The following is a 26285-nucleotide window of genomic DNA, read 5'->3' on the forward strand; positions in this document are numbered from 1 at the left end:
GTGTGATCTGTGCCATCGCATGCGCGCCGCACCTGGGGGAAGGTGCCGCGTTGGTCCGCGTCTTCCACCGAAGAGCGAGGACCGAGTACGTCCGGACACCCGAGCGCGACCCGCTCGGGCGCACCAGAGAGTGGAAGCACCTGTGAGCAAGGACGCCGTGGACACGGCACAGGCCGCCACCCGGACCGACGCGGCCCAGGCGCCCGCGGACGCGGGAGACGCCGGCTACAGCAAGGACCTCAAGGCCCGCCATGTCAACATGATCGCCATCGGCGGCGCCATCGGCACCGGCCTCTTCCTGGGCGCCGGCGGCCGCCTGCACAACGCGGGCCCGGCCCTGGCGTTCGCCTACCTGGTGTGCGGGATCTTCGCCTTCTTCGTGGTCCGGGCGCTGGGCGAACTGGTCCTCTACCGCCCCTCCTCCGGTTCCTTCGTGTCGTACGCACGCGAGTTCCTCGGCGAGAAGGGCGCGTACGTCGCCGGCTGGATGTACTTCCTGAACTGGTCGACGACCGGAATCGCCGACATCACGGCGATCGCGCTGTACACGCACTACTGGAGCATGTTCACGAGCATCCCGCAGTGGGTGCTCGCCCTGGTCGCGCTGGCCGTCGTCCTCGCCGTGAACCTGATCTCGGTGAAGATCTTCGGCGAGATGGAGTTCTGGTTCGCGATCATCAAGGTGGCCACGCTCGTCGGGTTCATGCTGATCGGCGTCTTCCTGCTGGCCACCCGGCACGAGGTCGGCGGACACACGCCGGGCCTGTCCGTGATCAACGACCACGGCGGTGTCTTCCCGCACGGTCTGATGCCGGTCGTCCTCGTCATGCAGGGCGTGATCTTCGCGTACGCCGCACTGGAGCTGGTCGGCGTCGCCGCGGGCGAGACCGCGGAGCCGGAGAAGGTCGTCCCGCGCGCGGTGAACTCCATCATGTGGCGGGTGGGCCTCTTCTACGTCGGCTCCGTCGTCCTGCTGGCCGTGCTGCTGCCGGGTTCGGTGTACTCGGCGGACGAGAGCCCCTTCGTCACGGTCCTGTCGAAGATCGGCATCCCGGCGGCGGGCGACGTGATGAACCTGGTGGTCCTGACGGCCGCGATGTCCTCGCTGAACTCGGGTCTGTACTCGACGGGCCGCATCCTGCGTTCCATGGCGACTGCGGGCTCGGCGCCCAGGTTCACGGCGCGCATGAACCGCAGCCAGGTCCCCTACGGCGGCATCCTGCTCACCTGCGCGGTGTGCGTGCTCGGCGTCGGCCTCAACTACCTGATGCCGAGCCAGGCCTTCGAGATCGTGCTGAACGTGGCCTCCCTCGGCATCGTCTCGACCTGGGTGATCATCATGATCTGCCACCTGGTCTTCGTCCGCCGCGCCAAGGCCGGGCTGGTCACCCGCCCGTCCTTCCGCCTCCGCGGCAGCCCGGCCACGGAGATCACCACGATCGCCTTCCTGCTCGCCGTGCTCGCCCTGATGTGGAACGACCCCGAGGTCGGCCGCAAGACCCTCCTCCTCATCCCGGTGATCGCCGCCATGCTGGTCGCCGGCTGGTTCGCGGTACGCCGCAGGGTCGTACGCAACGGCGACCAGGAACTGACCGACCTGACGAAGTAGCAGGCCAGAGCCACTGTCAGTGGCATCGCCTACGGTGGCGTCATGTCGGAGATCAACTACGTCCGGGGTGACGCCACCGTTCCGTCGGTGAAGGGCGTCAAGGTGATCGCCCATGTCTGTAACGACCTCGGGGGATGGGGAAAGGGCTTCGTCCTGGCCGTGTCACGCCGCTGGCCCGAGCCGGAGGCGGCGTACCGCGCCTGGCACCGCGACCGCGCGGCGAACGACTTCGGGCTCGGCGCGGCCCAGTTCGTCCAGGTCGAGCCGCATGTGTGGGTGGCCAACATGGTCGGCCAGCGCGGGACCCGGACCGGCAGCAAGGGCGTCCCGGTGCGCTACGAGGCGATCGACGCGGCCCTCGGCGCACTCGCCGACAGGGCTCTGGAACTGGGCGCCTCCGTCCACATGCCCCGGATAGGCTGCGGTCTGGCCGGCGGCAAGTGGTCCCGCATCGAACCGCTGGTCACCGAGCGGCTTGTGAAGCGGGGCGTGCAGGTCACTGTCTACGACCACGGGGAGGCCTGAGTTGAGTCGTGACACCGACGTCCTCGTGCTGGGCGGTGCCGGCGTGGACACCATCGTGTACGTGCCGGAGCTGCCGCTGCCGTACGCCGACAGTTACATGATCGAGCGTGGGATCCGGACCCGTGCCGGACAGACGGGCGACTTCGTCGCCCTGGGGCTCGCCGCGCTCGGTCTGCGCGTTCATCACCTCGACATGCTCGGTGGCGACCCCGAGGGCGACCTCGTCCGCGCCCTGCACCGGGACAACGGCATCGCCCTCACCGCCGTCCCCCACCCCGCCGGCACCAAGCGCGCGGTCAACCTGGTCGGCCCGGACGGCAGACGCCTGTCGCTGTACGACGTGAGCCGTACGCAGGGTGAGGACCGCTTCCCGGAGGACACGGTCCGTGCTCTGGCCGGGGCGAGCCGCCACGCGCACGTCGCCATCACCCAGCCCTGCGCCGATGCGCTGCCGCTCCTGCGCGAGTCGGGCGCCACCATCTCCACCGACCTGCACGACTGGGACGGGAAGAACCCGTACCACGAGCCGTTCGCGCAAGCGGCGGACGTCGTCTTCCTGTCCGCCGCCGCGCTCTCCGACCCCGAGCGCACGATGCGCCGGATCGCCGACCGTGGCCGGGCCCAGGTGGTCGTCGCCACGGCCGGTGCGAAGGGCGCGTACCTCCTGGCCGACGAAGAGCTGACCCATGTACCGCCCGTCGCACCGCCCACCCCGGTGGTGGACTCCAACGGCGCGGGCGACGCCTTCGCCGCGGCTTTCCTGCACGGCTGGCTGAACCGCGAAACCCCACAGCGCTGCGCCCTGTACGGCAGCATCGCCGGCGCCCACGCCTGCACGATCCCTTCGACGGAGACGGAGGCAATGAGCCGAGAGGAACTCCTAGAAGCGGTCAGTGCAGCGGGCCGATGAGGGGCGCGAGGCTGTGACATCAGCGGCTCCGCCACGGGGCGCGACCAGCCACATCCGGCCCGCAGTCCCCGCACCCCCGAACCTGCCAGATCCTCAGTGGACGTCGTTCGTCGCTTCGATCTGCTTCCACGACTTCGGCCGCACCGGAGCAGCCGCCGACTTGGCGACAGCCACTGCCTTCGCCGCCGACGCCGCAGGCTTCACCGGCTGGAACAGCCACGTGTCGAACAACGAGGACAGCGACTTCCCCGACACCTGCTCGGCGTACGCCTGGAAGTCGGCGACAGAAGCGTTGCCGTACGCGTGCGTCTGCGGCCACCCCTTGAGAATGGCGAAGAACGCGTCGTCGCCGACGGCGTTCCGCAGCGCCTGCACCGCCAGCGCGCCCCGGTCGTAGACAGCGATGTCGAACTGGTTGTCAGGACCGGGGTCGCCCGGCTTGACCGTCCAGAACGCGTCGTCCGCGGGGTGCGAGGCGTACACGTAGTCGGCGAGCTGCTGCGTCGTGCCCTCGCCCTCGTGCTCGGACCACAGCCACTGCGCGTACCGCGCGAAGCCCTCGTTGATCCAGATGTCCTTCCAACCCTTCAGGGACACGCTGTCGCCGTACCACTGGTGCGCCAGCTCGTGCACGACCACCGAGGTGTTGGAGCCGTTCGCGAACTGCTTCGGGCTGTAGTACACGCGGGTCTGCGTCTCCAGCGCGTACCCGGTGGTCGTGTTGGGCACGTACCCGCCGGCCGAGCTGAAGGGATACGGCCCGAAGTAGCCGCTCAGCCAGTCCACGAGCTCCCCGGTGCGCTCCACGCTCGCCCGCGCGGCCGCGTCGTTGTCGCCGAGGTCCTTGCTGTAGGCGTTGACGACCGGCACACCGCCCTCGGAGGTGCTGGTCGTGATGTCGAACTTGCCGACCGCCAGCGTGGCCAAGTAGGTGGCCTGCGGCTTGTTCTCCCGCCAGTTGTAACGGGTCCAGCCGAGCTTCGAACTCGTCGACTGCAGCGTGCCGTTGGAGATGACCTGGGTGCCGTCCGGCACGGCCACCGACACGTCGTAGGTCGCCTTGTCCAGCGGGTGGTCGTTGCTCGGGAACCACCACCAGGCCGCCTCGGGCTCGTCCGCCGCGACCGCCCCGTCCGGCGTGCGGTGCCAGGTGTTGAACCCGTACGCGCTCTTGGTGGACGGCACTCCGCTGTAGCGGACCACCACGGTGATCGGCGTGCCCTTGGCCAGCGGCGACTTCGGCGTCACCACCAGCTCGTGCTGGCCCGAGGTGGCGAAGGACGCCTTGACGCCGTTGACCCGTACCTCGCTGACGTCCAGCAGGAAGTCCACGTCGAAGCTCGACAGATCCTGCGTCGTCTTCGCCAGAATCGTCGCCGTACCCGCCAACTCGTCGGTGCCGGGCTGGTACTGGAGCCGCAGGTCGTAGTGGGAGACGTCGTATCCGCCGTTGCCGTAGGCCGGGTAGTAGGGGTCGCCGATGCCCGGTGCGCCGGGGGAGTAGCTCGCGGCCGACGCCGGGATCGCCAGCATCAGCGACGCGGCTGCGAGTGCGCCCGGCGTGATGATTCTGCGGTGCACGAAAGCTCCAAGTCGTAGGAGTACGAAGTCTGTTCGGAGCCTATTCAGTCCCTGTGTCCCCGGGCATGTCCATGGCCCCACGTGTCACACGATCGCCATTCGGCCGACATGAGCCGCCGACCCCACGGCCTCAGGGACCTCACAGGCGTCCGATTGCACTCTTCTGTACGCGAGTTGACCGTTGTACCGTCCGCGCATGCCCATACGCATGCGCTTCACGACCTGGAGACCGCTCGCAGCGGCGGCCGTCGCCGCCCTCATGGCAGCGTTCCTCACCCCCGCGGCGGCTCACAGTGCCCCGCAGGAGAGCCGCCCCGTCTACTCCTACGACAACGCCATCCGCGAGGCCGTATGGGTGGACACCGGACTCGACGGGGACGGTGACGGCAAGGCCGACCGGGTCGCCGTCGACATCGTCCGCCCCCGCGAACCCGCCCAGCAGGGCCGCAAGGTTCCCGTCATCATGGACGCCAGCCCCTACTACTCCTGCTGCGGCCGCGGCAACGAGAGCCAGAAGAAGACGTACGACGCGAACGGCAACGTCGTCCAGATGCCGCTCTTCTACGACAACTACTTCGTGCCCCGCGGCTACGCCTTCGTCGGCGTCGACCTCGCCGGCACCAACCGCTCCGACGGCTGCGTGGACGTCGGCGGCCGCAGCGACATCCAGTCCGCGAAGGCCGTCGTCGACTGGCTGAACGGCCGGGCCAAGGCGTACACGACCCGCACCGGCACCACGACCGCGAAGGCGACCTGGACCAACGGCAAGACCGGCATGATCGGCAAGAGCTGGGACGGCACGATCGCCAACGGCGTCGCCGCCACCGGCGTCAGGGGCCTCAAGACCATCGTCCCGATCAGCGCCATCTCCTCCTGGTACGACTACTACTTCGCCAAGGGCGCCCCGCTCTACGACTCCGGCCCCGACTGGCTCTCGAACTACGTCGACAGCCCCGACGCCCGGGCCAAGTGCGCCGCCGTCCAGCAGAAGATCGTCGACGGGGCGCCACGCACCGGCGACTGGACGCCGTTCTGGACCGAACGTGACTACGTCAGGAACGCGAGCAAGGTGCGGGCCAGCGTCTTCCTCGTGCACGGCATGCAGGACCTCAACGTCCGCACCAAGCACTTCGGACAGTGGTGGAACGCCCTCGCCAAGAACGGCGTCGAACGCAAGATCTGGCTCTCCCAGACCGGCCATGTCGACCCCTTCGACTTCCGCCGCGCCGCCTGGGTCGACACCCTGCACCGCTGGTTCGACCACGAGCTCCTCGGCTACGACAACGGCATCGACCGCGAACCGATGGCCGACATCGAACGCCACCCCGACCAGTGGGTGACCTCGCAGTCCTGGCCCCCGAGCGGCACCCGCAGCACGACCCTGCGGCCCGACCAGGGCACCCTGGCGGGCGTCGGCACCCTCGGCCTCACCAAGGGTGACGGCACCGAGACCTTCACCGACAACCCGCAGCTGAGCGAGACCGACTGGGCCGCGAAGATCGACACGTCGACCCCCGACAAGGCCGGCTTCGTCACCCAGCCCCTCACCCACGACCTGCGCCTGTCCGGCTCCTCCAAGGTCACCGTCACCGCGATCCCCACCACGAAGACGGCCCACCTCTCCGCCGTCCTCGTGGACCTCGGCCCGGACACCATCCGTGACTACGCCGACTCCGCGGAGGGCATCACCACCCTCACCGACCGCACCTGCTGGGGCGCGAGCACGGCGGGCGACAGCGCCTGCTTCAAGGCCACCGAGGCCAAGAAGACCGCCGTCGACTACACGGTGTTCAGCCGGGGCTGGGCCGACCTCGGCAACTACGCCTCCGACCTCAAGGGCGTACCGCTGACCCCGGGCAAGGCGTACACCATCACCCTGGACCTCGCGGCCACCGACCATGTCGTCCCGGCCGGCCATCGCCTCGCCCTGATCATCGCGGGCACCGACAAGGACCTCATCGACCCCCCGACCGACAAGCCCACCCTCACCCTGGACCTGACCCACACCTCGGCCGACGTCCCGCTGGTGGGCGGCGCGGCAGCATTCGCGCGTGCCACCTCCGGCAAGACGGCGACGGCACCCGCGGCAACGACGCTGAAGGGCGTACGCGACCCGAGCACCATGCACCGCGTACCGGGAGACGGCCGGCCGCCCATCGGTTGAGCAGCGCGAAGTCCCGCGCGGTTCGGTAGCGCTCCGTCAGGGGCGCGGGGAACTGCGCGACCAGCCACGACACAGCCGCAGACGACACACAGCGCACCCCGCGGAGCGCTAGGCGGCCGGGCAAGCCAACCCGGCCGCCTCCTCCGCACACCCCCACGCCACGGTCACACCCGCCCCGCCATGCCCATAGTTGTGCACCAACACCCGCCCGCCGGGCAGAACTTCCCGCTCGAGCCGCGCCGCGAACCGCGCGGGCCGCAGCCCGACCCGGTGCTCCAGAACCCGCGCCCCCGCGATCTCCGGCCGCAGCGCGGCACACCGCCGTACGATCGCCGAGGCCACCTCCGGATCCGGTACCAACGACCAGGCATCCTCATCCGCCGTGCCGCCCAGCAACAACCGCCCCGGCTGCGGAAAGAAGTACGCCATCTCCCCGTCCGCGCCGGTGGAAGTGAGCCACGTGCGGATGCCGGGGTTCTCCACCACCACCAACTGCCCGCGCACGGGCCGCACCGACGCATCCGGTACCAGCGAACGCGCCCCCAGCCCGGTGCAGTTGACGACCACCGGCGCGTCCGCCTCCGCGAAGTCCGTGACCGTACGCTCCTCGACCAGCCCACCCGCCTTCACCAACCGCTCCCGCAGCCACGGCAGATGAGCCGACATGTCGATGAGCGGCAGCCGCGCCCACAGCCCGCTCCCGGCGTACTCCTCCGCCGTCGAGGCCCGCAGCCCGGGCACCCGGGCGGCCGCCCAGGCCTCGGCGCGGTCGAGATCCGCCTCGCCCAGTACTCCTTCGACCATGCGTACGCCGGTCGACTCGGACCGCGCCGCCAACTCCTCGTACACATCGAGCGATTGCAGGGCCCAGGCGCGCGCCCGCGCCACCGGCTCGATCCGGTACGGCCACCACAGCGCGCCCGCAACCGCCGAGGTGGTCGCCGCCACGGGATCCCGCGTCCACACCCGCACCCGTACGCCGCGCTCGGCGAGGACGACGGCCGTCGTCAGCCCTATGACCCCGGCGCCCACCACGATGACATCGTTGTTCCACACGCTGTCCACGCAGGGACGTTAGCGGAATGTGTCATGCCGTGCTCAGACAGCTCCCACTGCGGGAATACTCACAGCATGTCTGCCGCATACGCGACCTTCGGCCTGGCACCGGCGATGCGTGCCGGTGGAGTCCTCGCCAACGGTGACTACCAAGTGCACCGGGACTTCGTGGACTTCATCGTCGACGGACGTCCGCTGCTGTTCCAGCTCTCCGACCTCGACGCGGTCTCCCCGCTCGCCTCCGACATCCCACCCGCGATCTTCACCGAACACGTCCGCAGCCTCCTCCTGGAGGCGGACCCACCGCTTCCGGACGGCCGCTACGTCATCTACGGCTGCCCCGAATGCGCCGACCTGGCGTGCGGCGCGGTCACCGCCATCATCGAGCGGGACGGCGAGGACTACATCTGGCGGGACTTCGCCTGGCAGACCGACGAACACGCCGACCTCGAACTCAACGGCTACCACGGCATCGGGCCCTTCCGCTTCCAGGGCGCCGAGTACCGCCAGGCGCTGGCCGCCCTCCTCGACGGCGCGTCCCCGGGCACCCGCCGCCGGGTCCTGCTCATCGGCGCCCGCGTCGCCCTGCTCGCCAAGCTCGCCGCCGCGCTGCGCACCATCGGCATCGGCGCTGACATCGCCCACGACGCCGACGGCGTCCCCGCCGACGAACTGCGCGCCTACGGCGCCGTCGCCTTCGGCCGCGCCGTCACCCAGGAGGAACGCACCGCCGTACGCCGCTCCTTCGAACAGGCGGGCGTCGACGTGGTGTACGTCGAGGGCCTCGCCCCGATCGTGCCGCTCCTGGTCGCCCAGATCGAACACGCCCTGGACCGCAGCCCGGCACAGCAGCGCCGTCTGACCAGCCTGGTGGCGGCCGACGGCGAGGCGGGCGTCGAGGTCACCTCACCCTGCCGGGTCCGCCTCACCGCGTACCGCCTCGACCGCCTCTACCGCACCCATACCCACGAGGTCTTCGACGGCGTCCTCGAACCGGGCCGCCACCGCATCGCCCTGGACGCCAAGGCGGTGAAGGGGGAGTCGTTCGTGGTGGCACGGACGGCGGGGAGCGTGCTGGTGGAGGCGATGGCGCGGTAGCGCTCCGCTGGGGAGCGCCGGGACGAGGTGGGTGCCGCGATGTGCCGTCGGGCGGCTGTGGGCCCGCTGTGGCGGGGTGCGCCCACGCGGAGCCGCACATCGACACAGCACCGCGCCCCGTACGGGTCGCACCGCGAAACGCCGACGCGTGCGACCTGCTCCGCCTATTAGGATCACACGCTGTGACTGCCACCCTCGTCGCCAAGAACCTAGCCGCCGGCCACGGCGACCGCTCCCTCTTCTCCGGGCTCGACCTCGTCGTCGCGCCCGGAGACGTGATCGGGCTGGTCGGCGCGAACGGCGCGGGCAAGTCCACGCTGCTGAAGATGCTCGCGGGGCTGCTCGCCCCGGAGCAGGGGGAACTCAGGCTCTCCCCGCCGACCGCGACCCTCGGCCACCTCCCGCAGGAGCCGGAGCGGCGCCCCGGGGAGACCGTCCGGGAGTTCCTCGCCCGCCGTACCGGTGTCGCCGAGGCGCAGCGTGTGATGGACGAGGCCACGCAGGCCCTGGTCGACGGAGCACCCGGCGCCGACGACGCGTACGCGACCAGCCTGGAGCGCTGGCTCGACCTGGGCGGCGCCGACCTGGACGAGCGGGCCGAGGAGGTCGCCGACTCCCTGGGCCTGGCCGTGGACCTGGACCAGCCGATGACGTCCCTGTCCGGCGGCCAGGCGGCCCGCGCCGGACTCGCCTCCCTGCTCCTGTCCCGCTACGACGTCTTCCTCCTCGACGAGCCGACCAACGACCTCGACCTGGACGGCCTGGAGCGCCTGGAACGCTTCGTCAAGAGCCTGCGCGCCGGCACCGTCGTCGTCAGCCACGACCGCGAGTTCCTCACCCGCACCGTCACCAAGGTCCTCGAGCTCGACCTCGCCCAACGGCAGATCAACCTCTACGGCGGCGGCTACGAGGCCTACCTGGAGGAGCGGGACGTCGCCCGCCGGCACGCCCGCGAGGACTACGAGGAGTACGCCGACAAGCGCGCCGCCCTCCAGGACCGCGCCCAGATGCAGCGCTCCTGGATGGACAAGGGCGTCAAGAACGCCCGCCGCAAGGCGAGCAACGACAACGACAAGATCGGGCGCAAGTTCCGCAGCGAGGCCAGCGAGAAGCAGGCCGCGAAGGCCCGGCAGACCCAGCGCATGATCGAGCGGCTCGACGTGGTCGAGGAGCCGCGCAAGGAGTGGGAGCTGCGCATGGAGATCGCGTCGGCCCCGCGCTCGGGCGCCGTCGTGGCCACCCTGCGGGACGCGGAGGTACGACGCGGCGACTTCACTTTCGGCCCCGTGTCCCTGCAGATCGACTGGGCGGACCGGGTGGCGGTGACCGGGGCGAACGGCGCCGGCAAGTCGACCCTGCTGGGCGCGCTGCTCGGCCGGATCCCCCTGGACGCGGGCCATGCGAGCCTCGGCTCCGGCGTCCTGGTCGGCGAGGTCGACCAGGCCCGCAAGCTGTTCCACGGCACGGAGGCCCTGCTGGACGCGTTCTGCGCCGCCGTACCGGACACCGAGCCGGTCGAAGTACGCACCCTGCTGGCCAAGTTCGGCCTGAAGTCCGACCACGTGCTGCGCCCGGCGGCGACCCTCTCCCCGGGCGAACGCACCCGCGCCGCGCTGGCGCTGCTGCAGGGCCGGGGCGTCAACCTGCTCGTCCTCGACGAGCCGACCAACCACCTCGACCTGCCGGCCATCGAACAGCTGGAGTCGGCCCTGGACGCCTACGAGGGCACCCTCCTCCTGGTCACCCACGACCGCCGCATGCTGGACGCGGTCCATGTGAACCGGCGGCTTGAGGTGGCGGACGGAAAGGTCACGGAGCGCTAGCGCCGGCTGCGGCAAAGCCGCAAAGGGACTCAGCGCAGGCGCGTCGCCAGCCCGGGATAGTCGACGACGCAGCCGTTCGCGTCGAACTCCAGGTCACTGCGGAACTCGCCGGACGTGAACCGGACATGGCCGCCGCCGTCGGTGCGCCCGAGGTGGGTGTAGGTCTGCTGTGAGGGCCGCACCACCAGTCCCGGCACCGACACCCACGCCATCAGGAACTCCCGCTCGCCGGGCGCCCGATGAAGGTCGTGCCGCAGCACCGGCATGGTGTTGGTGAGCGGGCACAGTCCCAGATCGCAGTCGAGCGCACCCTCGACACCGGGCACCGGTTCGCCGTCCGCGGTCCACCACCCGGTGTCGTCGCGCCGCAGATCGAGAGTGCGGGTACTGCTCTCGGTCTCCGCGGTGACCGCCAGCCGCCGGGTCACGAACCCCGCCGCGGTCTCGAGCTCGAACGAGATCCAGTACGGCTCCGGAACGACCCCGACGGCCCGCCCGCGGGCCCGCAGCGAGCCATCGCCGAACTCGACCCAGGCGGTCTCGTACCCCCGGCTCTCCAGCACTTCCCAGGTGACGGCATGCGATGTGACCATGCCGTCACCTTAGGTCTGAAAGGGCGCGAAGCGCCCCCACGACCTCTCCCTCAGCTCACCGCTTACCCTTCGGATCAACCAACCCGGCCCGGCGCAGAGCATCGGCCATCGCGCTGTTGGCCGGCGCCGCCGCCTGGCGCGAACCGCCGCCCTGCCCGCCACGGCCGCCGCCCTGCCCACCACGGCCGCCGCCCTGACGCTGCTGCTGCCGCTGCTGAGGCGGACGCGCCCCTCGCTGCCGGCGCTCGCCGCCGTCTCCCTGCGGCGCGGCCTCGTCGTCGAGGCGCAGCGTCAGCGAGATCCGCTTGCGCGGAATGTCGACGTCCAGCACCTTCACCTTGACGATGTCCCCGGGCTTCACCACGTCCCGCGGGTCCTTGACGAACGTCTTGGACAACGCGGAGACATGCGCCAGCCCGTCCTGGTGGACACCGATGTCGATGAACGCACCGAAAGCCGCCACATTCGTGACCACGCCCTCCAGGACCATCCCCGAGGCCAGGTCGGAGATCTTTTCGACGCCCTCCTTGAAGGTGGCCGTCTTGAAGGCGGGCCGCGGGTCGCGCCCGGGCTTCTCCAGCTCCTTGAGGATGTCGGTGACGGTCGGCAGACCGAACTTCTCGTCCACGAACTCACCCGGCTTCAGCGAGCGCAGCACGCCCGTGTTGCCGATGAGCGACGCCACCTCCTGCCCGGACGTCTTCACCATGCGCCGCACGACCGGGTATGCCTCCGGGTGCACGCTGGAGGCGTCCAGCGGATCGTCGCCGCCGCGGATCCGCAGGAAGCCCGCACACTGCTCGTAGGCCTTGGGGCCGAGCCGGGCCACGCTCTTGAGCTGCGTACGCGACTTGAAGGGGCCGTTGGCGTCACGGTGCGCCACGATGTTCTCGGCCAGCCCGGAGGTGATGCCGGAGACCCGGGCGAGCAGCGGGGCCGAGGCCGTGTTGACGTCCACGCCGACGCCGTTCACACAGTCCTCGACCACCGCGTCCAGCGAGCGCGACAGCTTCACCTCGGACAGGTCGTGCTGGTACTGGCCGACGCCGATCGACTTCGGGTCGATCTTCACCAGCTCGGCGAGCGGGTCCTGGAGGCGGCGCGCGATGGAGACGGCGCCGCGCAGCGACACGTCCATGTCGGGCAGCTCCTGCGAGGCGAACGCGGACGCCGAGTACACGGACGCGCCCGCCTCGGACACCATCACCTTGGTGAGACCCAACTCGGGGTGCCTGGTGATGAGTTCACCGGCCAGCTTGTCGGTTTCGCGGGACGCCGTACCGTTGCCGATCGCGATCAGCTCGACCGCGTGTTCCTTCGCGAGACGGGCCAGTTTGGCGATCGCCTCGTCCCACTTGTTCGCCGGCACGTGCGGGTAGATGACGTCCGTGGCCACCACCTTGCCGGTGGCGTCGATGACGGCGACCTTCACACCCGTACGGAAACCCGGGTCCAGGCCCAGGGTGGCGCGCGTGCCGGCCGGGGCGGCGAGCAGCAGATCGCGCAGGTTCGCGGCGAACACCTGCACGGCCTCGTCCTCGGCGGCCGTGCGCAGCCTGAGGCGCAGGTCGATGCCGAGGTGCACCAGGATGCGGGTGCGCCAGGCCCAACGAACCGTGTCCGTCAGCCACTTGTCGGCGGGACGGCCGCGGTCGGCGATCTGGAACCTGGCGGCCACGATGCCCTCGTAGGACGAGGGGCCGTCCGTGGGCTCCTCCGGCTCCAGGACGAGGTCGAGGACCTCCTCCTTCTCGCCGCGCAGCATGGCGAGAACGCGGTGCGAGGGCAGTTCGGTGAACGGTTCGGCGAAGTCGAAGTAGTCGGCGAACTTGGCGCCCGCCTCCTCCTTGCCCTCCCGCACCTTGGCGGCCAGCCGCCCGCGCACCCACATGCGCTCGCGCAGCTCGCCGATCAGGTCGGCGTCCTCGGAGAACCGCTCGGTGAGGATCGCACGGGCGCCGTCCAGGGCGGCCTGCGGTTCGACGATGCCCGTGTCCGGGTCGAGGAACGCGGCGGCCGCGGCGAGCGGCTCGACCGTCGGGTCGGCGAGCAGGCTCTCGGCGAGCGGTTCGAGCCCGGCCTCGCGCGCGATCTGCGCCTTGGTGCGGCGCTTCGGCTTGTACGGCAGGTAGATGTCCTCGAGCCGCGCCTTGGTCTCGGCGCCGCGGATCTGCGCCTCCAGCTCCGCGGTCAGCTTGCCCTGCTCGCGCACCGACTCCAGGATCGCGGTCCGCCGCTCCTCCAGCTCCCGCAGATAACGCAGCCGCTCCTCGATCGTGCGCAGCTGCGCATCGTCGAGCATCTCGGTCGCTTCCTTGCGGTAGCGGGCGATGAAGGGCACCGTCGAACCGCCGTCGAGCAGCTCCACGGCAGCCCTGACCTGCCGCTCCCGTACGCCGAGTTCCTCGGCGATCCTGCCTTCGATGGTCCCGACTGCGCTGGACCCGGGTGTCGTCACGATCCCGTACCGCCTTCTCACTGAGGTTGCGCCGCAATTGTGGCAGGCGGCACCGACAGTCGGGGATCAGGGCGGCAACCGGCGAGGCGGGACGGCGGAATCAGGCCCCGTGGCCCCGCGCGGAACTCGAGGCTCCGCCGAAGAGCCGGGCCACAGCCCGGAAGGGCAGTGTGACGACGGTGGCGATCGCTCCGCCGATCTGTCGCAGCACGTCTGCAATGGCGCGGAACACGAAATTCCCCTCTCTGTTCCCGGTTTCCACCCGGCCGAGGCGACCGGGGCGAGGTCCGGGTACCCGTGTTTCGTCAGTGCTTGCCGATCAGATCTGTCGGGTGGGCCAGGGCAGCGAGTGCGGCCCGCGCGGACCCGGCCTCGTCGGCCGGGCGACGGTTTCTGCCGCGGTCTTTCATCAGCGCTTACCAATGAGATCCGCGGGAGTGGGCCCCTGGCGGCGGCGCGACCCCCGCGATCCCGTGCTTCGTCGAGCCGGGTGATGCTCTCTGCCTGGCGTTTACGCCAGGGCTTGCCGATCAGACCGGCGGGATGGGCCTCGGCGGCGAGCGCGACCCGCGCGAGGCCTGTTCTGTGCTGTGTCGGCCGGGTGATGCCCTCTGTCTGGGTCTTGTCAGCTGTTGCTGGTCAGATCGGCGGGATGGGCGTTGGCGGCGGGTGCGGTCCGCTTGAGGTCTGTTCCGTGGTGTGTCGGCCGGGTGATGCCTTGTGTCTGGGTCTTGTCAGCTGTTGCTGGTCAGATCGGCGGGATGGGCCTCGGCGGCGAGCGCGACCCGCGCGAGGCCTGTCCCGTGCTGTGTCGGCCGGGTGACGGCCTCTGCCTGGGCTTTCGTCAGCCCTTGCCGATCAGATCCGCCGGGTAGGCCCCGGCGGCGAGGGCGGCTCGGGCGAAGCCCGCTGCCAGCTCCGTCAGGCGGGCGACGCCCCCTGGCCCCAGGTGCTCGTACGGTGCCCGGTCCAGGCGGTCCGTCTCCGTCTCGATGTGCGCCCGCAGCGCGACGCCCCGCTCCGTCAGCTCGCCCGCCTCGTCCAGCAGACCGCGCTCGCGCAGCCGCCCGCTGGCCGCGTCCCAGTCCTCCTGCTTCCAGCCGCGGCTGCCGAAGACCCACTTCGGCGACATGCCCTTGCCGGTCGCGGTGTGGGTCACCACGGCCTCCAGACCGTCCAGCTCCGCGGACATCAGGACGGCGAGATGCCCGTCGCCCCGGTGCTCCCGCAGCAGTGTGGCGGCGTGGAAGTACGCCAGGTGCGGCTGGTCGGGCACCGGCAGGTCGGCATACGCGGAGTACAGCGGCCTGGCCGCGCGCGAACAGGCCTCGGCGGCCCGCAGCGCCAGCCGCGCCGCCTCCGCCATCTCCTCGGACCCCACGGTGTCCTCGCCCAGCAGGCGCCGCAGGGTGGCGTCCACGGCACGCGCGCGTGCGGCCAGGATCTGGCCGGGCGTGGCGGTCTCCCACACGGCGGGCACATACCGAGCCACGAGTTCGTACTTGTAGTTGTAGAACGTTGCCGCCACCGTGCCCGGGCCGACCGGCCCCAGCGCGGCCGCCCGGGCCGCGAAGTTCACGGCCCTCGGGTGCGTGATGCCGAGAGCGCCCAGTTCCCTGCCCAGGTCGGGCGAGAAGTAGTACGTCGCGTGCAGGGAGTTGAGCGCGTTGTGGCAGCGGCGACCGGCATGCGGATCGAGGGCGGCAGTAGTCATGCCGGGAAGGTTACCGACTGGTCGGTACGGGCTCCAGTGCCGCGTACCGGATGGCAGGAAAGGTGGGGAACCCGTCATTGCGGCCATCCACCCGGCTGCCAAGAATCGTGGGTATGCCGCAGCGAACCGTCCTGCTCGTCCTCTTCGACGGCGTCCAGAGCCTCGACGTCACCGGCCCCCTCGAGGTCTTCGCGGGCGCCGAACTGCACAGCCCGGGCAGCTACCGCCTCCGTACGGCCTCCCTGGACGGCGCACCCGTCCGCACCTCCAGCGGCCTGACCCTCGTACCCGACCAGGCACTCGCGGACGCGCCCGCCCCGCACACCCTTCTGGTGCCGGGAGGCCAGGGCACCCGCCGTCCGGGGCGTGACCCACGGCTGACCGGCTGGCTGCGCGAGTGCGGCCCGCGCGCCGAGCGCCTCGTCTCCGTCTGCACCGGCGCCATCCTGCTCGCGGAGGCTGGCCTGCTGGACGGGCGCCGCGCCACGACCCACTGGGCGTACTGCGACAAGCTCGCCCGCGACCACCCGTCCGTCGAGGTCGACCCCGACCCCGTCTATGTGCGCGACGGCCACGTCTTCACCTCGGCCGGTGTCACCTCCGGCATCGACCTCGCGCTCGCCCTGGTCGAGGAGGACCTGGGTCGGGAGGTGGCGCTGACCATCGCCCGCCACCTGGTCGTCTTTCTGCGCAGGCCCGGCAACCAGGCCCAGTTCAGCGCGCAGCTCGCCGCCCAGACCGCCCGACGCGAACCGCTGCGCGAGGTCCAGCAGTGGATCACCGAGCATCCCGACGGGGACCTGGACGTCGAGTCCCTGGCCGCCCGCGCCGCCCTCTCGCCCCGCCACTTCGCCCGCGCCTTCCAGGCGGAGACCGGCATGACCCCGGGCCGCTATGTCGACCGCGTCCGCCTCGAACACGCCCGCCGCCTCCTGGAGGACACGGCCGACGGCATCGAGGAGATCTCCCGTGCCAGCGGCTACGGCACCCCCGAGGCCATGCGCCGCGCCTTCGTCAGGACCCTCGGCACCGCCCCGGCCGAGTACCGCCGCCGCTTCCGCCCCGTACCCACCCCCTGAAAGGAACCCGATGCAGATCGCCGTCCTGCTCTTCGACCGCTTCACCGCTCTGGACGCCGTGGGCCCGTACGAGACTTTGGGGCGCCTTCCCGACGCGGAGACCGTCTTCGTCGCCGAACGCACCGGTCCCGTCCGCACCGACACCGGAAACCTCGCGATCGTCGCGGACAAGACCCTGGCCGAGGTGGAGCGCCCCGACATCGTGATCGTCCCGGGCGGCCCAGGACAGACCCCGCAGATGGAGAACGAGACCCTCCTGGACTGGCTGCGCACCGCCGATGCCACCAGCACCTGGACGACATCCGTGTGCACGGGCTCCCTGCTGCTCGCCGCGGCCGGGCTCCTTCGGGGCCGGCGCGCCACCTCCCACTGGCTGGCCCTGGACTTCCTGAAGCAGTTCGGCGCCGAGCCCACGGGGGAGCGGGTGGTCCTCGACGGCAAGTACGTCACCGCGGCCGGTGTCTCCTCCGGCATCGACATGGGCCTGACCCTGCTCGGGCGGATCGCCGGCGACGAACACGCCCAGGCCGTCCAGCTGTTGACCGAGTACGACCCGCAGCCGCCCTACGACGCCGGCTCCCCCGAGAAGGCGCCCGCGCACCTCGTCGAGGAGTTCCGCTCCAAGAGCCGCTTCATCCTGACGTAGTCCAGGTGAAGCGCGGCTGCCTGCGCTCCAGGAACGCGGCGACTCCCTCCACGGTGTCGCCGCTGCCGCGCGCCTGCTGCGTCCAGTACGCGTCCCGGTCGGTGCGCCCGTTCGCGAACTCCTTCGCGGCGGCCTGGGTGAGCTGCGAACGCGACACCAGGATCCGGGTGAACTCGGCGACCCGCTTGGCGAGTTCGCCCTGCGGCAGCACCTCGTCCACCAGCCCGGTGCGCAGCGCCCGCTCCGCGTCGATCAACTCGCCGGAGAACAGCAGGTACTTGGCGGCGGCCGGACCGACCAGCGACACCAGACGGCGCGTGGAGGACGCCGGATACACGATCCCCAGCTTCGCCGGCGTCACCCCGAACAGCGCCCCCTCCATGGCGAAGCGCAGATCACAGGCCGCCGCCAGCTGCGACCCGCCGCCCACGCAGTGCCCGCGGATCGCGGCCAGCGTCGGCTTCGGGAAGGCGGCCAACGCCTCCTCGGCCCGCACCGCGAGCCCCTGCGCCTCCTCCGGTGACCCCTGCAGCGTGGAGATGTCGGCGCCCGCGCAGAACGTCGAGCCCTCCCCGGTCAGCACCAGAGCCCGTACGCCCGGATCCGCCCCGAGAGTGTCGAGCAGCGGCGGCAGGGCGGCCCACATCGCGGCCGTCATGGCGTTGCGCTTCGCCGGGTGGTGGATGACGACGGTGGCGACCGAGTCGGTGACGCTGTGCAGCAGCTGGGGCTCCATGGCCGGATGCTAGCCGCAGCGCCGGGCAGGTGATCAAGAAGGGGGCGTCCTAACCCGTACAACCCGAAGAGTTCGCGAAGTCGGCTGAAGCGTGACAGGACCAGTCCCACAACTGACCGTGTCATACGCCAACGGTCATAAGTGCTCGATACCTGCTGACTTGTGTTCAGTCATCCGGAGTGCCGTGGGTCGTTCCCAACACTCGACGTGTGGTGACAATCGAGCGCAAGGGTGGCGACCGGACGATGGACAACCATGGGCGCGGGTCCGGCCCACGCCCAGAAGGCGGCGCTTACGAGCCCCGCGACCCGGGGCCGCCCGCGGACCCGCTGCCGTACGAAGGCGTCTGGCGGTTCACCGCCCCTGCCATCGAGGCCTCCGTCCCGCAGGCGCGGCACGCCGTGCGGGACCTGCTCCACCGCCAGGGGGTGCCCGTCTCCGACGATCTGGTGTTCGGCCTGCTGCTGATCGTCTCGGAGCTGGTCACGAACGCCGTCCGGCACGCGGCGCTGCTCTCGCCGATGCTCGCCGTGGAGGTCGCCGTCGGCGCCGAGTGGGTGCGGGTGTCCGTGGAGGACAACCACCCCTACCGCCCGACCGCTCTGGAGACCGACCACAGCGGCGAGGGCGGCCGGGGGCTGCTCCTGGTCAGCGAGGTCGCCCGGGAGGCGGGCGGGGTGTGCGACGTCGAGCACACGTCGAGCGGCGGCAAGGTGATCTGGGCCGCCCTGCCGCTCAAACCCCTGCGGGTGCTCTGACGGAGGTCACCAGCCGGCCGACGGCCCGGTCAGCTCCCTGACGGCCGGGCGGGCCGCGTCCAGCACGGTCATGAACCAGGAAGAGAAGGTGTCCTTGGCGTGGCGCTCCGCGAGCTCCGCGGGCGTCACGAAGGCCGTCGCGCCGACCTCCTCCGGGTCCGGCCGAAGCGGCGCCTGCACCATGCCGACGAACAGGTGGTTGTACTCCTGCTCGACCAGGCCCGAGTCGGGGTCGGGGTGGTTGTAGCGGACCGTGCCCGCCTCGGCGAGCAGCGAGGGGGACACACCCAGCTCCTCGTACGTGCGGCGGGCCGCCGCCGCGAAGGGCGCCTCGCCGGGGTAGGGGTGGCCGCAGCAGGTGTTGGACCACACGCCGGGGGAGTGGTACTTGCCCAGGGCCCGCTGCTGCAGCAGCAGTCTGCCGCGCTCGTCGAAGAGGAAGACGGAGAAGGCGCGGTGCAGCTGCCCCGGCGGCTGATGGGCGGCGAGCTTCTCCGCGGTGCCGATCGTGACGCCGTTCTCGTCGACCAGTTCCAGCAAAATCGCGTCTGCGGCGCCGTTCGACGAAGTGTGCGTCGCGGTAGCAGGTGTGATCGGCATACCCATCCTTCACATCGGTCTTCGCGCCCCAAGTCTGCCGTACGAATCCGGCACTCCCGGCACTTCGCGGCGCGCCCGCATGTCCCGCGCACGGCGCGGGCACGGCCGTCACCGGTTGAAGACCGGAAGAAGGGCCCGGTAGTTGATCGTGCCCCTGCCGGTCGGCGGGGAACCGTCCGGGGCAACGCTGTGAGGCTTAACGACGCCGGGTCACGCCGGACGGCTGCATTCCGGCCAAGTGGCGGCACACCTGCCTCAATGGCACACCCTCGCCTCGTGTTCCGCGTGCCCGCCCGGTTCCAGCTGGAAGGTGCAGTGGGCCACGTCGAAGTGGTCGCCGAGGCACTCCTGGAGCTCGTGGAGCATCTTCTCGTGGCCGATCGCGCTCAGGACGTCTGAACGTACGACCACGTGTGCGGACAGCACCGGCATCCCGGACGTGATCGTCCAGGCGTGCAGATCGTGGACGTCCTCGACCCCGTCCAGGTCCAGGATGTGGGCGCGTACGTCCGCCATGTCGACGTCCCTGGGGGCCGCCTCCAGCAGGACGTCCAGGGTCTCGCGCAGCAGCTTCCAGGTGCGCGGCACGATCATCAGGCCGATCACGAGCGAGGCGATCGGGTCGGCGGCCTGCCAGCCGGTGGCAAGGATCACCAGCGCGGAGATGATCACGGCAAGGGAGCCGAGCGCGTCGGCGGCGACCTCAAGGAACGCCCCGCGCACATTCAGGCTCTCCTGCTGGCCGCGCACCAGCAGCGTCAGCGAGATCATGTTCGCGACCAGGCCGATCGCACCGAAGACGATCATCAGCCCGCCCGCGGTGTCGGCCGGGGTGAAGAACCGCTGGATCGCCTCGTACAGGACGTAGCCGCCGACGCCGAGCAGCAGCAGACAGTTGGCGAGCGCGGCGAGGATCTCGGCGCGGGCGTACCCGAAGGTGCGGTTGCCGCTCGGCGGGCGGTTGGCGAAGTGGATCGCCAGCAGCGCCATGCCCAGGCCGAGGGCGTCGGTCGCCATGTGGGCGGCGTCCGCGATCAGCGCGAGCGAGTCCGCGAGCAGACCGCCGACGATCTCGACGACCATGACGGTGAGCGTGATCGACAGCGCGACGCGCAGCCGCCCGCGGTACGCCGCCGCTGCCGTACCGTTGGGCGGGGCATGCGAGTGCCCGTGCCCGTGATCGTGCCCAGCCCCCATGGCAGCCGCCTTCCTGTGTTGCGCCCGGGATGACAGTGAACTACGGGCGGGGGGTATCGGGCAACGCGGCACTGAACACCGTTGTCATGTGCCCTGACCTGCGTAAACGATATGCAGGTCAGGGCAGCCTCACCTCCCGTGCCGCGCTGTCACCTGCCGTGGTGCAGCAGCCAGCCCTGCCACGCCGACTCGACCATCTCGGGCACCCCGCGCCGTGCGGTCCAGCCGAGCTCCGCTGCCGCACGGGCGGCGGAGGCGACCGCGCGGGGCGCGTCCCCGGGGCGGCGGCCCTCGACGACGGCCGGTCGCCGGTCGCCGGTCACCTCGCCGATGACGGTGATCAGCTCGCGGACGGAGACGCCCTCGCCGCGGCCGATGTTCACCGTGAGGTCACCGCTGCGGCCGGCGAGCCGCCGTGCCGCGGCCAGATGCGCCTCGGCCAGATCGGCGACGTGGATGTAGTCGCGGATGCAGGTGCCGTCCGGCGTCGGATAGTCGTCGCCGAAGATCCGCGGGGCCTCGTCGCGGGTGAGCCGGTCGAAGACCATGGGGACGATGTTGAAGACGCCCGTGTCCGCCAGCTCGGGTGCGGCGGCGCCCGCCACGTTGAAATAGCGCAGGCAGACCGTGGAGATTCCGTGTGCCAGGCCCGCCGCCCGGACCAGCCACTCACCGGTGAGCTTGGTCTCGCCGTACGGGTTCACCGGCGCGCACGCTGTGTCCTCGGTGATGAGGTCCACATCGGGGTTGCCGTAGACGGCCGCGGACGAGGAGAACAGGAACTTCCCGATCCCGGCCTCGGCGACCGCCTCCAGGAGCGTCGCGAGACCGCCGACGTTCTCCCGGTAGTAGCGGGTGGGCAGCGCCACGGACTCGGCGACCTGCTTGCGCGCGGCGAGGTGGACGACGCCGGTCACCCCGTACTCGGCGAACACCTGTTTCAGCAGGTCGCCGTCGAGCGTCGAGCCCACGACGAGCGGCACGTCCGCCGGCAGCCGCTCGGGGACCCCGGCCGAGAGGTCGTCGAGTGCGACGACGCGCTCCCCGGCGCCGGTCATGGTCCGCGCCACATGGGCCCCGATGTATCCCGCTCCGCCTGTGATCAGCCATGTCATGGTCGCCCACCCTATGCCGACCCCATCCGGCGCTGCCCAATGTCCCGGATGCCTGATCTGGGCACCGCGGTTTGTCGGCGGGACCCCGGATCACCGATGATGACCACGGCAAAGGCCAGAGGAGACGGCGTTGATCGGCCCGTGAACGGGCGGTGAACTCCGCTCCCCCGACATCCGATAGCCTCTGCCGACATGCCGCCCGCCTGGTGCAGCCAAGGGGCGCCAACCATGCACATGACCGGCGCCGGCGCGTCGGCACCCAGGGAGTGAGTTCGGTTGTCGACCGCCATCCTCACCGGTCAGCCGGTCCCCGGATCGTCGATCGAGGGCGATCTGCGGTCCCTCGGCTTCGACGTACGGATCGCCGCCGACACCGCCGACGCCGAGACACTGCTGGCCCAGGTCCCCGGCGACCAGCGGGTCGCCGTGGTCGACGCCCGCTTCGTGGGCCATCTGCACGCCCTGCGCCTCGGCCTCACCGACCCCCGCTTCCCGCTCGTCGCGATCCCGGGCGCCGTCACGGCCCAGCCGGCCGGCCGCCAGACCCTGACCCGTGCCATGGCCCGCGAGAACTCGGCCGGCGGCGGTACGGCACTCGCCGTCGACAGCCTCGCCGACCGCATCGTCACCGCCCTCGACAGCGACGGCGCCGATGTGCACCGCCCGGAACTCGGCAGCCTGGTCGCCGCCGTCCCCACCGACCCGCAGTCCCGCAACGAGGCACGGCAGGCCGTCGCGAACGTCGACGACGAGGCCGTACGCCTGAAGTCGGCGGTGAAGTCCCGCGACGGCTTCTTCACCACGTTCTTCATCAGCCCCTACTCCCGCCACATCGCCCGCTGGTGCGCCCGCCGCGGCCTGACCCCCAACCAGGTCACCACCGCCTCCCTGCTCACCGCGCTGATCGCGGCGGGCTGCGCGGCCACCGGCACCCGGACGGGCTTCGTCGCCGCGGGCGTCCTGCTGATCGCGTCCTTCGTACTGGACTGCACCGACGGCCAGTTGGCCCGCTACTCCCTGCAGTACTCCACGCTCGGCGCCTGGCTGGACGCCACCTTCGACCGGGCCAAGGAGTACGCCTACTACGCGGGCCTGGCGCTGGGAGCGGCCCGCGGCGGCGACGACGTATGGGCGCTGGCGCTCGGCGCGATACTCCTGCAGATCTGGCGGCACGTCGTCGACTTCTCCTTCAACGAGGCCAACCACGACGCCACCGCCAACACCAGCCCCACGGCGGCCCTTTCCGGCAGGCTGGACAGCGTCGGCTGGACGGTGTGGGTGCGCCGCATGATCGTGCTGCCGATCGGTGAGCGCTGGGCGATGATCGCGGTCCTGACGGCGGTCACGACACCCCGCGTCACCTTCTACGTGCTGCTCATCGGTTGCGCGTGCGCAGCGACGTACACCACGGCGGGGCGGGTGCTGCGGTCGCTGACCCGCAAGGCGCAGCGCACGGACCGGGCGGCGGAGGCACTGGCTGACCTCGCGGACAACGGTCCGCTCGCCTCCTTCCTGGGCCGTGTGACCCCCCGCCAGCTCGGGGGTTCACTTCTGATCGCCCTGGCGGGCACGGTCGTTCTCGCCGTGTCCCTGTTCTCCGGGGTGACCTGGGCCCCCGTCATCGGCGCCCTCGTGTACGCGAACACCGCAGGTCAGGCTCTGCACCGCCCGCTGAAGGGCGCCCTCGACTGGCTCGTCCCGCCGCTGTTCCGCGCCGCCGAATACGGCACCGTCCTGATCCTGGCGGCCGAAGCGGACGTGAACAGGGCGCTTCTCGCGGCTTTCGGGCTGGTGGCGGCCGTCGCCTACCATCACTACGACACGGTGTACCGCATCCGCGGCAACGCCGGAGCGCCCCCGGCCTGGCTGGTGCGCGCCATCGGGGGGCATGAAGGGCGGACGCTGCTGGTCACCGTCCTGGCCGCCGCGCTCACCGCCTCGCAGTTCAAGGTCGCGCTCGCGGTGCTCGCCGTGGCCGTCGCCCTGGTGGTGCTCGTCGAGAGCATCCACTTCTGGGTGTCCTCCGGGGCCCCCGCCGTACACGATGAAGGAGAACCCGCATGATCGGCCTCGTGCTGGCGGCCGGCGCCGGACGCCGTCTGCGCCCCTACACCGACAGCCTGCCCAAGGCGCTGGTGCCGGTGGGCCCCGCGGGCATAGAGGGCGAACCCACGGTTCTCGACCTCACCCTCGGCAACTTCGCCGAGATCGGCCTGACCGAGGTCGCCGTCATCGTCGGCTACCGCAAGGAGGCCGTGTACGAGCGCAAGGCCGCCCTGGAGGCGAAGTACGGCCTCAAGCTCACCCTCATCGACAACGACAAGGCCGAGGAGTGGAACAACGCCTACTCCCTGTGGTGCGGCCGTGACGCCCTCAAGGACGGTGTGATCCTCGCCAACGGCGACACCGTCCACCCGGTCTCCGTGGAGAGGACGCTGCTCGCCGCGCGCGGCGAGGGCAAGAAGATCATCCTCGCCCTGGACACGGTGAAGAACCTGGCCGACGAGGAGATGAAGGTCGTCGTCGACCCCGAGCAGGGCATGACGAAGATCACCAAGCTGATGGACCCGGCGGAGGCGACCGGCGAGTACATCGGCGTGACCCTCATCGAGGGCGACGCCGCCCCCGAGCTGGCCGACGCCCTGAAGGCGGTCTGGGAGACCGACCCGCAGCAGTTCTACGAGCACGGGTACCAGGAACTGGTGAACCGCGGCTTCCGGATCGACGTGGCGCCGATCGGCGACGTCAAGTGGGTCGAGATCGACAACCACGACGATCTCGCCCGCGGACGGGAGATCGCGTGCCAGTACTGACCCGGCTCATCCCCTCGCCGCTCGTCGTGGACATCCGTCCGGGTGCCCTCGACGACCTGGCCTGCGTGCTCGCCGACGAGCGCATCTCGACCTCGGGCCGGCTCGCCGTCGCCGTCAGCGGCGGCTCCGGTGCCCGGCTGCGCGAGCGCATCGCCCCGACCCTGCCCGGTGCCACGTGGTACGAGGTCGGCGGTGGCACCCTCGACGACGCGGTGCGGCTGGCCGGCGACATAAAGGCCGGCCGCTACGACGCGGTCGTGGGCCTCGGCGGCGGCAAGATCATCGACTGCGCCAAGTTCGCCGCGGCGCGGGTCGGCCTGCCGCTGGTCGCCGTGCCGACGAACCTCGCGCACGACGGGCTGTGCTCGCCGGTGGCCACCCTCGACAACGACGCAGGCCGCGGCTCCTACGGCGTGCCCAACCCGATCGCGGCCGTCATCGACCTCGACGTCATCCGCCAGGCCCCGGCGCGGTTCGTGCGCGCCGGCATCGGCGACGCGGTCTCCAACATCAACTCGATCGCGGACTGGGAGCTGTCCCACCGCGTCAACGGCGAGAAGATCGACGGCCTCGCCGCCGCCATGGCCCGTCAGGCGGGCGAGGCGGTGCTCCGCCACCCCGGCGGCATCGGCGACAACGACTTCCTCCAGGTGCTCGCCGAGGCGCTGGTCCTCACCGGCATCGCGATGTCGATCTCCGGCGACTCGCGCCCCGCCTCCGGCTCCTGCCACGAGATCAACCACGCCTTCGACCTGCTCTACCCCAAGCGGGCCGCCAGCCACGGCGAGCAGTGCGGCCTCGGCGCCGCCTTCGCGATGTATCTGCGCGGCGCGCACGAGGAGTCGGCGTACACGGCCGAGGTGCTGCGCCGGCACGGGCTTCCGGTGCTGCCGGAGGAGATCGGCTTCACGGTGGACGAGTTCGTCCGCGCCGTGGAGTTCGCCCCGGAGACCCGGCCCGGCCGCTACACCATCCTCGAACACCTCGACCTGAAAACCGACCAGATCAAGGACATCTACGCCGACTATGTCAAGGCCATCGGTAGCTGAACTCCGTCCGGTCGTCCACCCCGCAGGGGTCAAGGACCGGCGCAGCGGTGAGCACTGGATGGGACGCCTCTACATGCGTGAGGTGTCCCTGCGGGTCGACCGCTACCTGGTGAACACCAGGGTCACGCCCAACCAGCTCACGTATCTGATGACCGTCTTCGGTGTGCTCGCCGCCCCGGCCCTGCTGGTGCCGGGGATCGCGGGCGCCGTGCTCGGCGTGGTCTGCGTGCAGATGTACCTGCTCCTCGACTGCGTCGACGGCGAGATCGCCCGCTGGAAGAAGCAGTACTCGCTCAGCGGCGTCTACCTGGACCGGGTCGGCGCCTACCTCACCGACGCCGCCGTCCTCGTCGGCTTCGGGCTGCGCGCCGCCGACCTGTGGGGCAGCGGCCGTATCGACTGGCTGTGGGCCTTCCTCGGCACCCTGGCCGCGCTCGGCGCCATCCTGATCAAGGCCGAGACCGACCTGGTCGGTGTCGCCCGGCACCAGACGGGCAAGCCGCCGGTCCAGGAAGCCGCCGCCGAGATGCGTTCCTCCGGCATGGCGCTGGCCCGCCGGGCCGCTGCCGCGTTCAAGTTCCACCGCCTGATCCTCGGCATCGAGGCGTCCCTGCTGATCCTGGCCCTGGCCGTCGTCGACCAGGTGCGCGGCGACCTGTTCTTCTCCCGCCTCGGCGTCGCCGTACTCGCCGGCATCGCGCTGCTGCAGACCCTGCTGCACCTGGTGTCCATCCTCGCCTCCAGCAGGCTGAAGTGAGCGG

General features: G+C 70.9%; 23 protein-coding genes. 13 read left to right on the top strand and 10 right to left on the bottom strand.

All coding sequences use genetic code 11. From position 1 onward, the window contains the following. Positions 1 to 142: 142 nt before the first annotated feature. From ACIBW9_RS16970 to ACIBW9_RS16980, 3 genes are read left to right on the top strand one after another with little or no spacing between them, the layout of a single operon-like run. Positions 143 to 1609, top strand: coding sequence for an amino acid permease (locus tag ACIBW9_RS16970; protein WP_398955659.1), 1467 nt, complete (start codon positions 143 to 145; stop codon positions 1607 to 1609). Positions 1610 to 1651: 42 nt separating this feature from the next. Next, a complete protein-coding gene (locus ACIBW9_RS16975) occupies positions 1652 to 2134 on the top strand; it encodes a macro domain-containing protein (RefSeq protein ID WP_398955661.1) in 483 nt (160 codons plus the stop codon). A 1-nt stretch (position 2135) separates the two neighbouring features. Further along, entirely contained in the window at positions 2136 to 3044 is a 909-nt protein-coding gene (locus ACIBW9_RS16980; protein WP_398955663.1) for a PfkB family carbohydrate kinase, read from the top strand. Positions 3045 to 3137: 93 nt separating this feature from the next. On the opposite strand, the gene ACIBW9_RS16985 is transcribed toward ACIBW9_RS16980, so the two are convergent. Next, the gene (locus ACIBW9_RS16985) at positions 3138 to 4625 is read right to left on the bottom strand and encodes a M1 family metallopeptidase (RefSeq protein WP_398955666.1); all 1488 of its coding nucleotides are present in this window, start codon (positions 4623 to 4625) and stop codon (positions 3138 to 3140) included. A gap of 196 nt (positions 4626 to 4821) precedes the next feature. Here ACIBW9_RS16985 and ACIBW9_RS16990 point away from each other — a divergent pair, with 196 nt between their 5' ends. Further along, a complete protein-coding gene (locus ACIBW9_RS16990) occupies positions 4822 to 6789 on the top strand; it encodes a Xaa-Pro dipeptidyl-peptidase (RefSeq protein WP_398955668.1) in 1968 nt (655 codons plus the stop codon). A gap of 108 nt (positions 6790 to 6897) precedes the next feature. Here ACIBW9_RS16990 and ACIBW9_RS16995 read toward each other — a convergent pair whose 3' ends face one another. Further along, complete coding sequence (locus ACIBW9_RS16995; protein ID WP_398955670.1) at positions 6898 to 7854, bottom strand: FAD-dependent oxidoreductase; 957 nt, start codon at positions 7852 to 7854, stop codon at positions 6898 to 6900. A gap of 66 nt (positions 7855 to 7920) precedes the next feature. Here ACIBW9_RS16995 and ACIBW9_RS17000 point away from each other — a divergent pair, with 66 nt between their 5' ends. Together ACIBW9_RS17000 and ACIBW9_RS17005 are read left to right on the top strand one after the other, a co-directional pair. Next, the gene (locus ACIBW9_RS17000; protein ID WP_398955672.1) at positions 7921 to 8943 is read left to right on the top strand and encodes an oxidoreductase; all 1023 of its coding nucleotides are present in this window, start codon (positions 7921 to 7923) and stop codon (positions 8941 to 8943) included. A 182-nt stretch (positions 8944 to 9125) separates the two neighbouring features. Continuing rightward, complete coding sequence (locus ACIBW9_RS17005) at positions 9126 to 10766, top strand: ABC-F family ATP-binding cassette domain-containing protein (RefSeq protein ID WP_398955674.1); 1641 nt, start codon at positions 9126 to 9128, stop codon at positions 10764 to 10766. Between the two features lie 29 nt (positions 10767 to 10795). On the opposite strand, the gene ACIBW9_RS17010 is transcribed toward ACIBW9_RS17005, so the two are convergent. The 4 genes from ACIBW9_RS17010 to ACIBW9_RS17025 all read right to left on the bottom strand — a co-directional run bounded on the left by ACIBW9_RS17010 (position 10796) and on the right by ACIBW9_RS17025 (position 15531). Beyond that, positions 10796 to 11359, bottom strand: a complete 564-nt coding sequence (locus ACIBW9_RS17010; protein ID WP_398955676.1) for a putative glycolipid-binding domain-containing protein — start codon at positions 11357 to 11359, stop codon at positions 10796 to 10798. 55 nt (positions 11360 to 11414) lie between these two features. Then, complete coding sequence (locus tag ACIBW9_RS17015; protein WP_398955678.1) at positions 11415 to 13817, bottom strand: Tex family protein; 2403 nt, start codon at positions 13815 to 13817, stop codon at positions 11415 to 11417. Positions 13818 to 13917: 100 nt separating this feature from the next. Further along, positions 13918 to 14049 carry an LPFR motif small protein gene (locus tag ACIBW9_RS17020; RefSeq protein WP_344400315.1) on the bottom strand — a complete coding sequence of 44 codons (132 nt, stop codon included), beginning with the start codon at positions 14047 to 14049 and terminating at the stop codon, positions 13918 to 13920. 612 nt (positions 14050 to 14661) lie between these two features. Continuing rightward, on the bottom strand, positions 14662 to 15531 hold the full coding sequence (locus tag ACIBW9_RS17025) for a hypothetical protein (protein WP_398955680.1): 870 nt from the start codon (positions 15529 to 15531) through the stop codon (positions 14662 to 14664). A gap of 113 nt (positions 15532 to 15644) precedes the next feature. Between ACIBW9_RS17025 and ACIBW9_RS17030 the strand changes: the two genes are divergently transcribed. Together ACIBW9_RS17030 and ACIBW9_RS17035 are read left to right on the top strand one after the other, a co-directional pair. Further along, a complete protein-coding gene (locus ACIBW9_RS17030) occupies positions 15645 to 16610 on the top strand; it encodes a GlxA family transcriptional regulator (protein ID WP_398955683.1) in 966 nt (321 codons plus the stop codon). Positions 16611 to 16620: 10 nt separating this feature from the next. After that, the gene (locus tag ACIBW9_RS17035; RefSeq protein WP_398955685.1) at positions 16621 to 17256 is read left to right on the top strand and encodes a DJ-1/PfpI family protein; all 636 of its coding nucleotides are present in this window, start codon (positions 16621 to 16623) and stop codon (positions 17254 to 17256) included. On the opposite strand, the gene ACIBW9_RS17040 is transcribed toward ACIBW9_RS17035, so the two are convergent. Beyond that, positions 17243 to 17992, bottom strand: coding sequence for an enoyl-CoA hydratase/isomerase family protein (locus ACIBW9_RS17040; protein WP_398955687.1), 750 nt, complete (start codon positions 17990 to 17992; stop codon positions 17243 to 17245). The two genes, ACIBW9_RS17035 and ACIBW9_RS17040, sit on opposite strands and share 14 nt — an antisense overlap. Positions 17993 to 18237: 245 nt before the next feature. On the opposite strand from ACIBW9_RS17040, the gene ACIBW9_RS17045 reads away from it, so the two are divergent. After that, positions 18238 to 18750, top strand: coding sequence for an ATP-binding protein (locus ACIBW9_RS17045; RefSeq protein ID WP_398956471.1), 513 nt, complete (start codon positions 18238 to 18240; stop codon positions 18748 to 18750). Positions 18751 to 18756: 6 nt separating this feature from the next. Here the strand turns inward: ACIBW9_RS17045 and idi are convergent, their stop codons facing one another. The 3 genes from idi to galE all read right to left on the bottom strand — a co-directional run bounded on the left by idi (position 18757) and on the right by galE (position 21662). Next, positions 18757 to 19350 (bottom strand): isopentenyl-diphosphate Delta-isomerase, encoded by a 594-nt coding sequence (gene idi, locus ACIBW9_RS17050; protein WP_115910424.1) that lies wholly within the window; start codon positions 19348 to 19350, stop codon positions 18757 to 18759. 255 nt (positions 19351 to 19605) lie between these two features. Next, a complete protein-coding gene (locus tag ACIBW9_RS17055) occupies positions 19606 to 20547 on the bottom strand; it encodes a cation diffusion facilitator family transporter (RefSeq protein ID WP_398955690.1) in 942 nt (313 codons plus the stop codon). Positions 20548 to 20696: 149 nt separating this feature from the next. Beyond that, positions 20697 to 21662 (bottom strand): UDP-glucose 4-epimerase GalE, encoded by a 966-nt coding sequence (gene galE, locus ACIBW9_RS17060; RefSeq protein WP_398955692.1) that lies wholly within the window; start codon positions 21660 to 21662, stop codon positions 20697 to 20699. 276 nt (positions 21663 to 21938) lie between these two features. On the opposite strand from galE, the gene ACIBW9_RS17065 reads away from it, so the two are divergent. The 4 genes from ACIBW9_RS17065 to ACIBW9_RS17080 are packed head-to-tail and all read left to right on the top strand — an operon-like array spanning position 21939 to position 26281. Continuing rightward, the gene (locus tag ACIBW9_RS17065) at positions 21939 to 23726 is read left to right on the top strand and encodes a DUF5941 domain-containing protein (protein ID WP_398955694.1); all 1788 of its coding nucleotides are present in this window, start codon (positions 21939 to 21941) and stop codon (positions 23724 to 23726) included. Next, complete coding sequence (locus ACIBW9_RS17070; protein WP_398955696.1) at positions 23723 to 24475, top strand: sugar phosphate nucleotidyltransferase; 753 nt, start codon at positions 23723 to 23725, stop codon at positions 24473 to 24475. Before ACIBW9_RS17065 ends, ACIBW9_RS17070 begins: the two co-directional genes overlap by 4 nt. Further along, complete coding sequence (locus ACIBW9_RS17075; protein ID WP_398955698.1) at positions 24463 to 25524, top strand: iron-containing alcohol dehydrogenase family protein; 1062 nt, start codon at positions 24463 to 24465, stop codon at positions 25522 to 25524. Before ACIBW9_RS17070 ends, ACIBW9_RS17075 begins: the two co-directional genes overlap by 13 nt. Then, entirely contained in the window at positions 25502 to 26281 is a 780-nt protein-coding gene (locus ACIBW9_RS17080) for a CDP-alcohol phosphatidyltransferase family protein (protein WP_398955700.1), read from the top strand. The genes ACIBW9_RS17075 and ACIBW9_RS17080 overlap by 23 nt, the downstream gene beginning before the upstream one ends. Positions 26282 to 26285 lie beyond the last annotated feature (4 nt).

This window comes from Streptomyces sp. NPDC049541, from assembly GCF_044465725.1.
GTDB lineage: Bacteria > Actinomycetota > Actinomycetes > Streptomycetales > Streptomycetaceae > Streptomyces.